At 67.7% G+C, this 15,768-nt stretch carries 14 protein-coding genes; 9 read left to right on the forward strand and 5 right to left on the reverse strand.

The annotated features are described in order from the left end of the window. Positions 1-1,433, forward strand: a 1,433-nt coding sequence (locus tag GOAMR_RS16240; RefSeq protein WP_005190250.1) for a sensor histidine kinase, incomplete at its 5' end; no start/stop codon positions are given. Positions 1,434-1,613: 180 nt separating this feature from the next. Here GOAMR_RS16240 and GOAMR_RS16245 read toward each other — a convergent pair. Further along, positions 1,614-1,868: a WhiB family transcriptional regulator gene (locus tag GOAMR_RS16245; protein ID WP_005190251.1), complete on the reverse strand. Its 255-nt coding sequence runs from the start codon at positions 1,866-1,868 to the stop codon at positions 1,614-1,616. 726 nt (positions 1,869-2,594) lie between these two features. Further along, on the reverse strand, positions 2,595-3,533 hold the full coding sequence (locus GOAMR_RS16250; RefSeq protein WP_005190252.1) for a diacylglycerol/lipid kinase family protein: 939 nt from the start codon (positions 3,531-3,533) through the stop codon (positions 2,595-2,597). A gap of 123 nt (positions 3,534-3,656) precedes the next feature. Between GOAMR_RS16250 and GOAMR_RS25920 the strand changes: the two genes are divergently transcribed. Then, entirely contained in the window at positions 3,657-4,235 is a 579-nt protein-coding gene (locus GOAMR_RS25920) for a hypothetical protein (RefSeq protein ID WP_005190254.1), read from the forward strand. Between the two features lie 122 nt (positions 4,236-4,357). Further along, entirely contained in the window at positions 4,358-5,149 is a 792-nt protein-coding gene (locus tag GOAMR_RS16260; RefSeq protein ID WP_040515583.1) for a ParA family protein, read from the forward strand. A gap of 24 nt (positions 5,150-5,173) precedes the next feature. Here GOAMR_RS16260 and GOAMR_RS16265 read toward each other — a convergent pair whose 3' ends face one another. Continuing rightward, complete coding sequence (locus GOAMR_RS16265; protein ID WP_040515585.1) at positions 5,174-6,490, reverse strand: Rv3212 family protein; 1,317 nt, start codon at positions 6,488-6,490, stop codon at positions 5,174-5,176. Between the two features lie 24 nt (positions 6,491-6,514). Beyond that, on the reverse strand, positions 6,515-8,185 hold the full coding sequence (locus GOAMR_RS16270) for a DEAD/DEAH box helicase (protein WP_005190265.1): 1,671 nt from the start codon (positions 8,183-8,185) through the stop codon (positions 6,515-6,517). A gap of 390 nt (positions 8,186-8,575) precedes the next feature. Between GOAMR_RS16270 and GOAMR_RS16275 the strand changes: the two genes are divergently transcribed. Both GOAMR_RS16275 and GOAMR_RS16280 read left to right on the forward strand, forming a co-directional pair. Beyond that, entirely contained in the window at positions 8,576-9,289 is a 714-nt protein-coding gene (locus GOAMR_RS16275; protein ID WP_083836997.1) for a ferritin-like fold-containing protein, read from the forward strand. Between the two features lie 116 nt (positions 9,290-9,405). Then, a complete protein-coding gene (locus GOAMR_RS16280; protein WP_005190270.1) occupies positions 9,406-9,636 on the forward strand; it encodes a DUF3107 domain-containing protein in 231 nt (76 codons plus the stop codon). Positions 9,637-9,826: 190 nt separating this feature from the next. Here GOAMR_RS16280 and fasR read toward each other — a convergent pair whose 3' ends face one another. Continuing rightward, positions 9,827-10,486, reverse strand: a complete 660-nt coding sequence (fasR, locus tag GOAMR_RS16285) for an HTH-type transcriptional activator FasR (RefSeq protein ID WP_005190273.1) — start codon at positions 10,484-10,486, stop codon at positions 9,827-9,829. A 124-nt stretch (positions 10,487-10,610) separates the two neighbouring features. Between fasR and GOAMR_RS16290 the strand changes: the two genes are divergently transcribed. From GOAMR_RS16290 to GOAMR_RS16305, 4 genes are all read left to right on the forward strand, one after another. Then, a complete protein-coding gene (locus GOAMR_RS16290; protein WP_138943779.1) occupies positions 10,611-11,732 on the forward strand; it encodes a DUF3152 domain-containing protein in 1,122 nt (373 codons plus the stop codon). A gap of 82 nt (positions 11,733-11,814) precedes the next feature. After that, positions 11,815-12,990, forward strand: coding sequence for an adenylyltransferase/sulfurtransferase MoeZ (gene moeZ / locus GOAMR_RS16295; protein WP_005190278.1), 1,176 nt, complete (start codon positions 11,815-11,817; stop codon positions 12,988-12,990). Between the two features lie 180 nt (positions 12,991-13,170). Then, positions 13,171-14,025 (forward strand): TIGR02569 family protein, encoded by an 855-nt coding sequence (locus tag GOAMR_RS16300; protein ID WP_005190281.1) that lies wholly within the window; start codon positions 13,171-13,173, stop codon positions 14,023-14,025. Positions 14,026-14,204: 179 nt separating this feature from the next. Then, on the forward strand, positions 14,205-15,731 hold the full coding sequence (locus GOAMR_RS16305) for a nitrate/nitrite transporter (protein WP_005190283.1): 1,527 nt from the start codon (positions 14,205-14,207) through the stop codon (positions 15,729-15,731). Positions 15,732-15,768 lie beyond the last annotated feature (37 nt).

The raw sequence follows: 15,768 nt of genomic DNA on the forward strand, positions 1-15,768 counted from the left end.
TGATGCTCACGGTGCGCGGTGAGGGCGGCGCGATGGTCACCGTGGCCCAGTGCCGCCCCAACACGGCCTCCACGGTCTTCCCCGGCGACGAGGTGGGCCGGGTCATCGGCCGTGGCGCCGACAATCGGGTGGCCCGGGCGTTCACCGACGGGCAGATCCACCGCGACGAGGATCCGACCTGGCACGGTGCGGTCGCCATCCGTCGCGAGGTGATCCCGGTGGCCCACCCGGCATCGCCGGCTGCAGGCCCGCGCGGGGACGCCGCGATCATCGGAGTGCTGATCAGGGCCACCGATCTGACCCATCCGCGGCTACCGTCGCCGCTGGAGATGGCGTATCAGGAGTCGGCGAACGACCTGTGCCAGATGGTCGCCGACGGCACCTTCCCCGAGAAAGAGGGGAACTCGCAGGGTCTGTCGACGCCACGCGCGGGTGACGGGTTCATCCGTCTCGACCTGTCGGGGGTGGTGTCGTACGCCAGCCCCAACGCGCTGTCGGCGTTCCACCGGATGGGCTGGACCTCCGAACTCGCCGGCCGCAGGCTCACCGAGGTGACCGCCGAACTGCTGACCGACCGGTTCGAATCCGAGGACGTGGCGGCGATGGTGGAGGCCGCCATCGGGCCCGTCGGCTCCGCGCGGGTGCCCTACCGCGACGACGTGGGTATGCGGATGGAGGTGGACGCCCGGCGGGCGACGGTGCTGCTGCGGGCGGTGGCCCTGCGTCCCCGTGGGGCGGCGAACGGTGCCGTCATCCTGATCCGCGATGTGACCGAGGTCAAACGCCGCGACCTCGCGCTCATCAGCAAGGACGCCACGATCCGCGAGATCCACCACCGCGTCAAGAACAACCTGCAGTCGGTGTCGGCGTTGCTGCGCCTGCAGTCCCGGCGCACCACCAACCCCGAGGCCAAGGGCGCCCTCAACGAGGCGGTGCGGCGGGTCGCGTCTATCGCACTGGTTCACGAACTGCTGTCCGGGAGCGTCGACGAGGAGGTGGACCTCGATGAGGTCACCGACCGTCTCGTGCCCATCCTCGTCGATGTCGCCGGCGAGTCACGGGTCCTCGTTCGCCGGGTCGACCGGCTCGGGGTGCTGCCCGCCGACCAGGCGATGCCGCTGGTGATGGTGCTCACCGAGCTCATCCAGAACGCCATCGAGCACGGCGTCGGGACCGGCGGGGGAGAAGCCGGGACCGCTGAAGCGCGGGCCACGCGGATCGAGATCCACGCCCGCCGCGACGTCCGCGAACTGGCGATCGAGGTGGTCGACAACGGCACCGGGCTTCCCGAGGGGTTCGATCTGAGCACCTCCGACAGACTGGGCCTGCAGATCGTGAAGACCATGGTGTCCATCGACCTCGGCGGCACGCTCGACATGCGGCGCGGCGACGCCGGCGGTACCCAGGCACGGGTGGTGGTCCCGCTGCGCTGAGGCGTGGCGTGCGGGCCGATCCCGGCGGTCACGGATCGGGGGAGCCGAACCATTGTGTGCCGGAACATATCTCGCCCATTCTGGGGTCGGTGTCAAGGCACGACGAAGGGCCCGGCCGTGAGGCCGGGCCCTTCGTTCGGTGGCTCTCCGGCAGACGACGTCCGGAGTGAGCCGATGTCGCTATACGGAGCTGCGGGTGCGGGTACGCGCGTTGCGGCGCTTGAGGGCGCGACGCTCGTCCTCGCTCATGCCGCCCCAGACGCCTGCGTCCTGGCCGGACTCCAGTGCCCACGACAGGCACTCGGCAGTGACCGGGCACCGGCCGCAGACAAGCTTCGCGTCAGCGATCTGCGCGATGGCCGGGCCGCTCGTTCCCACCGGGAAGAACAGTTCCGGATCCTCGTCACGACAGATCGCCTTGTGCCGCCAGTCCATTCCAACTACTCCTTCTGCGTGCTGCGCGCACGGTTCGATGATGCTCATAAAACTGTGGGTGGCTGTAACCGATTGTTCACGCGGAGGCACCGAATGTTTCCGCGCTGTTGCTTGTGAATACTTTCACGAATTCAGCCGAAGTCAATGGTGTTCCGTTAACACGTGTGCAATATCACCCTTTCGGCCTATAGCACTCGGGCTATGGAGCCGTGTCAGGGGGTGCATGCACCGGTTGAGTACCGATGCTCTATGCTACGCCGGGTTGGTTGCGATGTCATCGGAAATTTTGCGACTATGTGTCCGTTTGTGAGATTTTGCACTAGCCCTTGAAATCGTCCTGACCATGCGTTACCCGGCAGTAACTTTGTGGTCGGATCAGGCTCCGCTCACCCCCGGTCTTCGCTCCGACCACGCGGGGCTCGTCCCTCGCTCGCGTGTCGTCACTCCAGACCGGGGACGCTCCGCCCGATCCGACCACGCGGCCAAACATGTGGTCGTCCTGACATCGGCCTGTCGCCAAGTGGTGCTTGCATCCCAGAGTTCGGCGCTAGGGAACGTCCTAAGCCCGAGCGGGTGGTCCGCAAGAGGCCGATGTGTCGCAACGCAAAATCTTGGCCGCGTGATCAGATCGGGTGGAGCGTCCCGTGTCTGGACTGACGACGCGCGAGCGAGGAACGAGCCCCGCGTGGCGGAGGGAAGACGCGGGGTGAGCGGAGCCCGATCTGATCACAGGTGTTGAGGCGCGACCACGTTGATGGCGTCGGCGCGCTGCCCGAAGCTCAGTTCGGTGTGGGTGCCGATGTAGTCGCCGTCCATCTGCACGTCGAGGGGGGTTTCGGCTTCGAAGCGGATCCAGTCGAGGTCGTCGTTGCGGTAGAGGTGGCGGGCTTTGGGCGGGCGCTGGGCGAGGAGCCGGGTGGCGAGGGGGATGTTGCGCACCACGGAGGTGGAGGTGGCGGCGAACAGTCCGAGGCCGGTGTTGAAGCCGGTGTCGGGGTTGGTGCGGATTTCGCGGGTGCCCAGGTAGGTCCAGGGGCTGGTGTTGCTGACGAAGCCGAATTTGACGCCGGTGATGGGGTCGTGGCCGGGGACGTGCGCGGTGAAGCTCGCGGGGTTGGTGGCGTTGGCGAAGAACGAGGAGACGGTGGTCCACAGGTAGCGGCTGGGGGTGGCGGCTTTGCCGGCGTGCCGTTTGCGTTCCATTTCGCGGACGACGATGGCGTCCATACCCATTCCGGTGTTGAACAGGAACCACCGGTCGGCGGTGTGGGCGAGGCCGATGGAGCGGTGCTGTCCGCTTTCGAGGAGCCCGATGTGCTGGCGGGTGGCGACGAGGGGGTCGGCGTTGACGCCGAAGGTACGGGCGAAGACGTTGGCGCTGCCGCCGGGGATGACGCCGAGTTGGGGTCGTTCCTGGGCGGTGAAGGCGGCGGGGGCGCCGAGCATGCCGTTGACGGCTTCATTGACGGTGCCGTCGCCGCCGTGGACGAGGACGGCGTCGTGGCCTTCTTTGACGGCGCGGGCGCCGAGTTCGCTGGCGTGTCCGCGGTGTGTGGTGTGTTCCACATCGACGGTGAACCGCGATTCGAGGGTGTGGACGAGCGCATCGCGCCCTGCCGCTGTGGTGGCGGTGGCGAAGGGGTTGACGATCAGCATGACGCGCACGAGAACACAGGATATGGGGTCGCGGGCGTGGAGCCGAATTCACGGTGGCCGGGCGTGGGGGTTTCAGTGTTTCACGCGGTGGGGGAAGGTGTGGCAGGGGTGCGGGGCGCATAGGGTGGTTGCGTGAGTGAGAGTCGTCCCGGCAGTTACGGTGGTGCGGACGTGCCGTCCGCGGATGTCCCGGCGGCCGGTGGGGTGCCGCGGTATGTGCGGATCGCGGGTGCGATCACGATGGCTCAGGGTGCGGTGGCGATCATCGTGGCGGTGGTGCTGGTGATCCGTGAGGCGGCGGGCCATGAAGAGGCCGCTATCAGCGGGTATGGCACGGCGGCGTGGTTCGGGATCATTTTCGGTGGCGTGCTGGCCGGCGGGGCGGCGTTGTGGTTCGGCCGCCGGTGGGGCCGGGCGATATCGGTGGTGGCGCAGATCCTGTTGTTACCGGTGTCGTATTACCTGGTGACCAGTGGTCAGGCGGTGTTCGGGGTTCCGCTCGCGCTGATCGCGATCGCTGTGCTGGTGATGTTGTTCATGCCGTCGTCGGTGCAGTGGCTGGCGAGCGACTACGCGCCGGATGCGCACCTGGAGGCTCCGCGCGCGGCAGGTGGTGGCACGTCGCCGAAGGCCGGGAAGCCGTCCGCTTCGGGGAAGCCGGCCGGCGGCGGGACGTCGGGGAAGGGCGCGCAGCGGCGCAAGCGTCGCTAGGGCCTGGGCCGGTCCCGGAAAGCGTGCGAACCCTGCCTTGTGCTCCGTTCGGTGTAGCCGGGTTGGATGCGGGACGTCATTGTGATGCACGTCGGTGAATCGGACCTCGTATGGTTAGGGGCATGACACGGATTCTTGCCGTCGCGAATCAGAAGGGCGGCGTCGCCAAGACGACGACTGTCGCCTCGCTCGGGGCCGCTCTGGCCGATCTGGACGCGTCGGTACTGGTCGTCGATCTGGACCCGCAGGGTTGTCTGACGTTCTCGCTGGGCCATAACCCGGACGAGCTGGAAGCGTCGGTGCACGATGTGCTGCTGGGCGACGAGGAGATCGCGGACGTCCTGCTCGACACCGACGACAATGTCACGCTGTTGCCGGCGACGATCGATCTGGCGGGTGCGGAGGCGTTGCTGCTGATGCGGCCGGGTCGCGAGTACGCGCTGAAGCGGGCACTGGCCGAGGTCGCCGAGGATTTCGATGTCATCCTGATCGACTGTCCGCCGTCGCTGGGTGTGCTCACGCTGAACGGGTTGACGGCCGCCGAGCAGGTGATCGTGCCGTTGCAGTGCGAGACGCTGGCGCATCGGGGTGTCGGGCAGTTGATGCGCACGGTGACCGAGGTTCAGCAGATCACCAATCCGCAGCTGCAGTTGCTCGGCGCGGTGGCCACACTGTTCGACGCGCGGACCACGCACAGCCGGGACGTGCTCTCGGATGTGGCGGACCGGTACGGGTTGCCGGTGCTCGAACCGCCGATCCCGCGGACCGTCCGGTTCGCGGAGGCGTCGGCGTCGGGCACGTCGGTGATGCGGGGCCGAAAGAACAAGGGCGCCACCGCATATCGTGGTCTCGCCGAGAACCTGTGGAAGCACTGGGATGCGGGCGAGCCGGTACGCACGTCCGACCTTTCCTGACGGTCTTCTTCGCTGACGGCCGGGTCAGGTGGGCGGGCCGTACACGGCCACGGTCGAACCCCATTGCTCGACGACCCGGTTACCGAGCACCCGCAGCGCGATCATCCCGTCGCGCTCGGCGTTGTAGCCGTCGCGGGCGTAGCGGATGGTGCGGATCTCTTTCATCGTCGCCGGGTCGCGCACGCTGATCCCCGAGGCTATCGGAAGCAGCAGTTGTCCGGCCATCGTCTGTCCCGGCCCGAGCGTGCCCGGCACCTGGAACGCGGGCCGCATGCTGCTCGCGTCGAGCACGACCGTCGCGCGGCCGGTCCAGAACGTGGTCAGGCCGTCGCCGCTGATCGACGCGTTCGCCTCGGGCAGGGCGCGGGGGCCGTTGACGGTGTTGGTGCGTTGTTGCACACCGTCGGAGTTGAACTGCCGCACCGACGCCCGGCGCGGCGCGGCCGCATCCGACACCCCGGCGGCATCGGGTTCGGGCGGGTTGGCACCGCCGTCGTAGACGGCGATGGCGCTGCTGCTCATCGCCACCACCGCGGGCGGCGGTCCGTCGGCGGTGCCGCGGGTGATGACGGTCGAGCCGAACTGGCGGACCTTCTCGTCGTCGTCCTGGTTGACGCCGAGGACGGTGAGCCGGTATCCGTGGTCGTCGTCGCAGTGCTCGATGAGGGCGAGCCGGTCGCCTCCCAGTACCGCCGACGAGATGTCGCAGCCGGTGCGTTGCGGTTGTGCGTCGGGTTTGACCGGTGCCTCGATCCGGCCGTATTCGATGCCGCGCACGAGGTTGCTGCCCCAGGTCTCCAGCCGGGTGCGGCCCTGGGCCAGCACGTAGTTCGAACCGCCGGCGAGTTCGACGGACTTGTCGGCGTCGCTGGTGCGCGCCCCCGTCCGGGCTCCGGTCTCGCCCTGTAGGGCGGTCACCTCACTGCAGCCGCGTGAGTTGCCGTACACCGCCAGGACGGTGTCGTGGGAGTCGCGCCAGGCTGCCAGCACAGAACACACGCGCCGGTTGCGGTAGTACCGCCACACCTGCTTGCCGGTGGCGGGGTCACGGGCGACTACCGCACCGTCGTCGCCCGTGATCACCAGCGCACGGGAGAGCGCCGGTACGCGGGTGGCCGACGACGGCGCCTGCCACAGTGGCACCAGCGCCGCCGGCACCGTGCGTGCCGTTCCGGCCGCCGGGACGAGGCGGCCCGACTGGTCGAGAGTGGTGTGCCGCACGGGGCTGAACCACCAGATCACCACACCCGCCACCAGCACCACCACGACGATCAGTGCGCTGATCAGCAGATCGGTCCGGGTGCGCCGTTCGGGCACGGTTCGGGGCCGGCTAGGCGGCATGGCGCCCCAGGGCCGCCCGGATGGTCATTCGGCCGCCGGAACGGCGACGGGCTCACCCGCCGCGGCCGAACCGTCGGCACCCTCGCGGGAGGAGTTGCGGCCCGAACCGCCACGGCGGCGACGACGCTTGCGCGGCGCCTTCGGGGCCTCGTCGGTGCCGTCCGCCGCGGCCTTGTCGCCGTCCTGGGCGGCAGCCGCCTCGGTGGTGTCACCGTCTTGGGTGGCCGGGGCTTCCGCCCCGCCCTCCACGGGCTGTCCGCTACGGGTCCGGCGGCGGGTACGGGTGCGCGTGGACACCGGACGTTCCCGGCGCTGCCGCGGCTCGGCGGATTCGGTGCGCGGCGGCGGCGCGATACGGCCCGTCGCCGATTCCGGCACGTTCAGGTCGGTGCGCAGATGCTCCGACGTCGAGTACGTTTCCACCGGTTCGGGCACGCCGATGCCGAGCGCCGAGTTGATCAGCTCCCAGCGGTGCAGCTCGTCCCAGTCGACGAGGGTGATGGCGATGCCGGTGCGGCCCGCGCGGCCGGTGCGGCCGATGCGGTGCACGTAGGTCTTGTCGTCCTCCGGGCACTGGTAGTTGATGACGTGCGTCACGTCATCGATGTCGATGCCGCGGGCGGCGACGTCGGTGGCGACGAGCACGTCGATCTTGCCCTCGCGGAACTTCTTGAGCGCCTTCTCGCGGGCCACCTGACCCAGGTCGCCGTGCACGGCGCCCACTTTGAAGCCGCGTTCGGCCAGGTCGTCGGCCACCTTCTGCGCGGTCCGCTTGGTGCGGGTGAAGACCATCGTGGCGCCCCGGCCCTCGGCCTGCAGGATGCGGGCCACCAGCTCGGCCTTGTCGAGCGCGTGGGCGCGGTAGATGAACTGCGCGGTGCGGTCGTGCACCGCCGAGTCGTTGGCCTGCTCGGCGCGGATGTGCGTGGGCCGGTTCAGGAAGGTGCGGGCCAGGGTGACGATCGGGCCGGGCATCGTCGCTGAGAACAGCATCGTCTGCCGGTCGGCGGGCAGGCTCGCCATGATGCGCTCGATGTCCGGGAGGAAGCCCAGGTCGAGCATCTCGTCGGCCTCGTCGAGCACCAGGACCTGCACCTTGCCGAGGATCAGGTGGCCCTGCTGGGCGAGGTCGAGCAGGCGGCCCGGGGTGCCGATCACCACGTCGACACCGGACTGCAGTTCGGCTATCTGCGACTCGTACGGGCGTCCGCCGTAAATCGAGGTGACCTTGAGCGGCCGGATACCGTCGCCGGCGGGCACGGTGACCTTCTTCGCGGCCAGCTCGATGTCGCCGGTGACCTGGATACAGAGCTCGCGGGTCGGGACGATGATCAGGGCCCGGGGGGTGGTGTCGAGCGAGCGGATGCCCGCGGCGTCGGCGTTGGCGAGGCGGTGAAGCAGCGGGACACCGAAGCCGAAGGTCTTGCCCATGCCGGTGCGGGCCTGACCGATGAGGTCGTCGCCGGCCATCGCCAGCGGCAGGGTCAGTTCCTGGATGGCGAAGGTGTGGGCCTTGCCATCCTCGATGAGGGCCTCGACGATCTGCGGGTCGACGCCCAGTTCGGCGAACGTCGGCGGCACGTGGGAGTCGTCGACGATGGTCGTCCGGACCTCGTCGGTCGCCGGGGCGGCGCTGGTCGTCGGGGCACTGCCGGTTCCCGGTGCCGCGGCACCGGTGTTGTCAGGGTTGGACATATTCGATTGGAGCCTTTCGGTATTGCGTCAGCACGCACGCACCTACTCAGCTGCGGACGAATCGCCCCCGGCAGCCACACCGCGGTGGCGGAACGGCGTGCCGGGCGATCGCAGACCGGCTTCCCGGCGCCGGACGCAATGGGCGCGTCCGCGCGCGGGGCGACCTGGTGATCGCGATTGTGCTCAGGTTGTGCGCGCACAAGTCAGGTGCCGCGACCGTCTCGGGAAATCTGCGACAGACGAGAATCTGCGACAGACCCACCCGGCCATGCCCGCCGGGACGTCCGTGAATGCGGATCCACGGACCGGCGGACATCACGATCGCCATGACACCACCGGACAGTGTACTTGCAGTTGGTGCCCTCCGGCCGCAGTGCCTACGATCGGCCCATGACCTCAACAGCCGCGCCCTCGGGTGGCGCCACCGGTCGGCCTGCCCCCGACGCGGGTCAGGTGGCGATCACGGAAGCGTCCGCAACCACCAAATTGTTCGCGATTCTCCTGGCCGGGGAACACGCGGCGTTCACCCGGCTGATGATCGAATCGCAGCTCGCACCGGGTGTGGGCGGCCAGATCGCGCTCGGCAAGATGATCGCCGCCGAGGTGGATCACTACGCGACCCTGGAGAATCACCTGCGGGCCGACGGCATCGACCCGGTCGCCGCGATCGCCCGCTACCGCAGTGTGTTCGACCAGTATCACGGGGCCACCACCCCGTCGAACTGGAACGAGGTGCTGGTCAAGGCCTACATCGGCGACAACCTGGCGGCCGACTTCTACTCCGAGTTCATCGACGTGGTGCCCGCCGTCCCGATCGGCGACACGATCCGCGAGGTCATGTCGCAGACCGACAACTCGCAGTTCGCGTGCGCCGAGGTGCGTGCTGCCATCGCCCGCGACCCCGACATCGCCGCGCCCCTCAAGCTGTGGGCCCGCAGGCTTCTCGGGGAGGCCGTCACCCACGCCCAGTGGGTTCTGGCCGCCGAGGAGGACGTCACCGACCTGTTGTTCTCCGGTGGCACGTCGCTGCAGGGCGTCGCCAACTTCTTCGACACCGTCGAACAGCGCCACGCCCAGCGCATGGCGGATCTGGGTTTGGTGTGAACGTTCGCTGGTAGCGGAGCGGTGAGTGGGGCGGGTGGTTCCTGCACTAACGTGGGGGCGAAGCTCCAAGCTGATGTGAGGCCGGGGACACCGGCTGTGGATGGAAAAGGGTGGTCATGGCCGTAGAAGTGAAGATCGGGATCGTCGACAGCCCGCGTGAGCTGGCCGTGCAGTCCGCGCTGTCGAGCGACGAGGCGTACGCCGCCGTGCAGGCCGCGCTGGCCGGCGACGCGGCGCTGCTGGAACTGACCGACGACAAGGGCTCGCGGGTCCTGGTCCCGGCCGGGAAGATCGCCTACGTCGAGGTCGGTGCCGCCGAGGTCCGCAAGGTCGGCTTCGGTTCCTGACAGGACACAAAGCAAGAGGGCTCCGGTAGCACCGGGGCCCTCTTTCGTTGCCCACAGCCTGTTGGTGACGGGCCGATGTCAAGGTGACGACATGTTTGGCCGCGCGGTTGAATCGGGCGGAGCGACCCGTTCTGGAGCGACGACACGCGAGCGAGGAACGAGCCCCGCGTGGTCGGAGTGAAGAACGGGGCTAAGCGGAGTCCGATTCCACCGCAGAACCCTGAGAACCCTGCAGCGGCACGTGGGACAGGCCACCCCAGAGCAAGGCGACGGTGGTGTCGATGGCGGTCTGCTTGTCGACGGGCCGTTTTGCCTCGAGCCAGTAGCGGGCGTTGACCTGGCTGGCGCCGACGAGGCCGGCGGCGAGCATCCGCGATCGGTGCGGGTCGAATCCCGAATCGTGCATGACCAGGCCGTAGACGGCGTCGACGCAGCCCTCGGTGGCGTTCTCGATGCGCCGGATGACGGCGGGGTCCATGGCGTCGGAGGAGAAGATCAGCCGGTAGCCGGAGTTGTCCTCGTCGATGAAGTCGAAGAATGCCTTGACCGCCGCCCTGACACGCTGTTTGTTGTCGGTGGTGGTGAGCAGGGCGGCGTTGACGTCGCTGACCAGCTTCTCGGCGTGGGAGTCGACGACCGCGAGGTACAGATCGAGCTTGGAGGGGAAATGCTGGTACAGGACAGGTTTGCTGACTCCGGCATGGATCGCGATCTCGTCCATCCCCGCGGAGTGGTACCCGCGTTCGACGAAGATCTCGCTGGCCGCTTCCAGCAACTGCAACCTGCGCGCACTGCGCGGCAAGCGCGTGCTGCGTCCCGCACCGGCGGGCGAATTCGTGGCAGTCGACATGATCTGAGAGTACTCGTGCAGGACCGGCGTGTCGGTCGGGGCGGGACCGGATGGTCGGTGTGGCGGAAGGGACGCACGTGTTCACCTGCCCGGTAATCGGCGTGACCTGTGAGAAAGTTGACTCGTGAGTGGCCCAGAGGAAGGTGAACGCGCTTCGTGGCCGGATCCGGCGCAGAGGGATCCGGCGCAGAGGGATCCGGCGCAGGGGGGAACGGCGCAGGGTGATCCGGAGCGGGGGGATCCGGCGCACACGGGTCCCGGTGTTCCCGGACCGTCATCTGGACGGTGGAATCGCCCCAATCCGGACGAGCCGTTGCGGGCGCGGTGGGATCCCACCGACGGCGGCGGACGTCAGCGGGTGGATCGGGGGGCGCAGCCCGGGCGCAAGAAGCAGAGCGCGCTCGGCCGTTTCATGTCCGCGTACGGCTGGCGTGCCTACGCGATTCCGGTGCTGACGGTCCTGACGGTGCTGTTGCTGGTGCTGACCATCAAGGACGGCGGCGGCTCGAACGGCGGCTCGGGCCCGACCGATCTGGCCGCCCGGAATACGAACATCAACAAGACCACCACCGCGATCGGTGCGCCCAGTGAACAGGTCAACCCCGATGCGATGCCCGCGGGTGTGCTGCCGGCGGGCCCGCCGTTCACCGCGCAGGGCGAGAAGGTGTATCACCAGGTGCGGGGGCGCACCCCGCAGGTGGGTACCGGGCAGGTGTACACCTACACAGTCGAGGTGGAGGACGGCATCAACGCCCAGGACTTCGGCGGCGAGCAGGCATTCGCGAAGATGGTCGATTCGACGCTGGCCAACCAGCGAAGCTGGATCGGTGACGGCAAGGTCGCGTTCCGGCGCGTCACCTCCGACAACCCCGACCTGCGGGTGTCGTTGTCGTCGTCGGGTACTGCGCGGGAGCTGTGCGGCTACCAGATCAAGCTGGAGACCTCCTGCTATTACCCGCCGGACAAGCGGGTGGTGCTCAACGAGGCCCGCTGGGTGCGCGGCGCCCACTCCTATCAGGGCGACGACCTGTTGTACCGGCAGTATCTGATCAACCACGAGGTCGGTCACGGCATCGGCTACGAACACCATCTGCCGTGTCCGCGCAACGGTGCGCTGGCGCCGGTGATGATGCAGCAGTCGTTCGGTGTGTCCAACAAGGACATCCTGACGTTCGACCCGGACATCGACGCCAACCCGTCGTTCGTCTGTAAGCCCAACCCGTGGCCGTTCCCAGATAAGGGTTGACACAGATAAGGGTTGATCGGGATTACCCGGGCCGCCGGTGCGGTTGAGGACTGACAAGACCAGTCCAACACAGGAGTTTGCCGTGTCTTCTCTTCCTCCGCTGGTGCAGCCGGCGGCCGAGCTCAGCAACGACGAGGTCGCCCGGTACAGCCGGCACCTGATCATCCCCGACGTGGGCATGGACGGGCAGAAACGGCTGAAGAACGCGAAGGTGCTGGTGATCGGCGCCGGTGGGCTGGGCTCGCCGACGCTGCTATACCTGGCCGCGGCCGGTGTCGGCACCATCGGGATCGTCGAGTTCGACGTGGTCGACGAGTCGAATCTGCAGCGGCAGGTGATCCACGGACAGTCCGATGTGGGCCGGCCGAAGGGGGAGAGTGCCCGCGATTCGATCCGGGAGATCAATCCGTATGTGACGGTGAACCTGCATTCCCAGCGCCTGGAGGCCGAGGGGGCGGTGGAACTGTTCGGGCAGTACGACCTGATCCTGGACGGCACCGACAACTTCGCCACCCGCTACCTGGTGAACGATGCCGCCGTGCTGGCGCACAAGCCGTATGTGTGGGGTTCGATCTACCGCTTCGAGGGTCAGGCGTCGGTGTTCTGGGAGGATGCCCCCGACGGCCGGGGCATCAACTATCGAGACCTTTATCCGCAGGCTCCGCCGCCGGGGATGGTGCCCTCATGCGCCGAGGGTGGTGTGCTGGGCATCTTGTGCGCGTCGATCGGGTCGATCATGGGTACCGAGGCGATCAAGCTGATCTGCGGTATCGGTGAGCCGCTGCTGGGCAGGCTGATGGTGTACGACGCCCTCGACATGACCTACCGCACCATCAGGATCCGCAAGGATCCCGACGGTGCGAAGATCACCGAACTCATCGACTACGACGAGTTCTGCGGTGTGGTGTCGGCAGAGGCCGCCGATGCCGCGGCCGGTTCGACGCTGACCGCCACCGAGCTGAAGGCCAGGTTCGACGCCGGTGAGCGGTTCGCGCTGATCGACGTGCGGGAGCCGGTGGAGTGGGACATCGTGCACATCGAGGGTGCCGAACTGGTGCCCAAGGGCGACATCCTCTCGGGTGCGGGTCTGGCGAAGATCCCGCAGGACCGGCCGACGGTGCTGTACTGCAAGACCGGTATCCGGTCGGCGGAGGCGCTCGCCGCGCTGAAACGGGCCGGGTTTGCCGATGCCACCCATTTGCAGGGCGGCGTGACCGCGTGGGCTCATCAGGTGGAGCCGTCGCTCCCGGTCTATTGAGACCGCTGAAATCAGCCCGGACATGGCCCGATCAACGCGATCTTTGACGCCCGAACGGTCTACTACCAGCAGGTAGTAGACCGTTCGGTGGTGCCGCTCCGCCGGAAAAGCAGCTAATCTCGTTGTGGGAAATCGCGTCGTTAACTGGAATTGTAAGTTCGCGTCGGTAATCTTTAAGGCGTGACTCCGCTCGCCCCGCCCGACCATGTACTCAATACATTCGGTCTCACAGCGCACCCGCCGATAGAGATCGGCGACTCCTGGCACGGTGGCTGGCGCGTGGGCGAGGTGGTGCTGTCCCTCGTTCCCGATCACGCGAGGGCCGCCTGGTCGGCCAAGGTTCGCGAACATCTGTACGTCGACGGCCTGCGCATCGCACGGCCGTTCCGCGCCACCGACGGCCGCTACGTGGTGTCGGGGTGGCGGGCGGACACCTATATCGCCGGCAGCCCCGAACCGCGCCACGACGAGGTGCTGTCGGTGGCCGACCGTCTGCACGCCGCCCTGTCCGATGTCGAGCGGCCCCGTTTCCTGGTGCAGCCGCCCGCGCCGCCGCACACCGACGTCGACGTGTTCACCGCCGCCGACCGCGCGGCCTGGGAGGACACACCGCTGCGTTCGGCCCGGGCCGCGGGGATGGCCGAACCCACCTCCGTGGACGGGCAGGCCAGCCTCGAGGCGCTCAGAATGCTCGCCAAGTTGCGTAAGCCGGTGGAGATGCAGTCGCAGGTGGTGCACGGCGACCTGTTCGGCACGGTGCTGTTCGCCGGTTCCGCGGCCCCCGGAATCACCGATATCGTGCCGTACTGGCGGCCCGCGGTGTGGGCGTCGGCCGTGGCGGTAGTGGATTCGCTGGCCTGGGGCGGTGCCGACGAAGACCTGGTCAACCGCTGGGCGGACCAGGACGAGTGGCCGCAGATGTTGTTGCGCGCCACCATGTTCCGACTCGCGGTGCATGCCCTGCATCCGCGGTCGACGGGCGGTGCGCTGCCCGGCCTGCTGCGTGTCGTCGAACTGGTCAGACTGCTCGTCTAGCCCTGGGGCGTATCTCTCACCGGGTCCGGCGTGATGTGAGAACAACGTGATTGTTCGGACACCGACGGGCAAAACCGTGAAACACGCGGTTCCTACCTTGGATCACAACCGACATCGGGGTCGGTGACAAGCCGGCATGACTGCTGGTGCCACCCGATAGACGATCCGAGGGGAAACACATGTCGTCTCTGCTGACGAATCTGCGGCGCGACCGCACTATCACCGATTGGGATCCCGAAGACCGGGAGGCCTGGGACAACGGCAACGCCGACATCGCCAAGCGCAACCTGGTGTGGAGCGTGATCTGCGAGCACGTCGGATTCTCCATCTGGTCGCTGTTCTCGGTGATGGCCCTGTTCATGGGCCCCGAATACGGGATCAGCCTCGACCAGAAGTTCGTGATCGCCGCCACCGCGACGTTCGTCGGGTCCTGTCTGCGCATTCCTTATACCCAGGCGACAGCCCGCTTCGGCGGCCGCAACTGGGCCATCTTCAGTGCGATCGTGCTGGTGATCCCCACCGGCCTCACCCTGATGCTGATGATGAACCCGGGTGACTTCGGTTACGGCTGGTTCCTGGCCGTGGCGGCGATCACCGGTTTCGGCGGCGGCAACTTCGCCTCGTCGATGACCAACATCAACGCCTTCTACCCGCAGCGGCTCAAGGGCTGGGCGCTCGGCCTCAACGCCGGCGGCGGCAACATCGGAGTGCCGGCCGTGCAGCTGATCGGTCTGCTGGTGATCTGGCTCGCCTCCGACAACCCGGAGATCGTGTGCGCCTTCTATCTGGTGCTGCTGGCGATCGCCGGTGTGGGTGCGGCCATGTACATGGACAACCTCGACCACCAGACCTCCAGCGCCAAGGCGATGATCGACTGCCTGCGCTACCGCGACACCTGGATCATCGGCATCCTGTACGTCGGTACGTTCGGCTCGTTCATCGGTTTCGGTTTCGCGTTCAGCCAGGTCCTCAACATCAGCTTCACCTCCTCGGGTGCGGCCAAGCCCGCGCTGGCCGCGGCGCAGATCGCCTGGATCGGCCCGCTGCTCGGTTCGCTCGCCCGTCCCTACGGCGGCAAGCTCGCCGACAAGATCGGTGGCGGCAAGGTCACCATGTACACGTTCGTCGGGATGACCGCGGCCGCGGCGATCCTGGTGGCGGCCGGCACCATGTCCGACAACAACGGCAAGGTCATCGAGACCGGACACCTGGTGGGCCTGATCGTCGGCTTCATCCTGCTGTTCCTGCTCTCGGGAATCGCCAACGGTTCGGTGTACAAGATCATCCCGACCATCTGGGAGGAGAAGGCGCAGGCCCGTACCGACCTGAGCGCGATGGCGAAGGTCACTTGGTCGCGGTCGATGTCGGGTGCGCTGATCGGTCTGGCCGGTGCGCTGGGCGGTCTCGGCGGTGTCGGTATCAACCTGGTGCTGCGGGCCAGCTACAAGTCCAATCAGTCGGCGACGGTGGCGTTCTGGATCTTCATGGCCTTCTATGTGGTCGCCGCGGTGATCACCTGGGTCTTCTACGTCCGCCGCCAGACCGTGCTCAGCACCGAGACCACCGACATCGTGGTCGAGCCCACGGGGACCGAACCTGCGGTGGCCGAGAAGTCCTCCGCCACAACGATCGACGACGCAGCAGCAACGAATGACGCGGAGCCGCATACAGTTCCGACCACCGCCGGAAACGGGACGCTCGCCTGACGGCGCACGCCCGCACGCAGACAACGTTTCACGTTTC

The organism is Gordonia amarae NBRC 15530 (assembly GCF_000241345.1).
Lineage (GTDB): Bacteria > Actinomycetota > Actinomycetes > Mycobacteriales > Mycobacteriaceae > Gordonia > Gordonia amarae.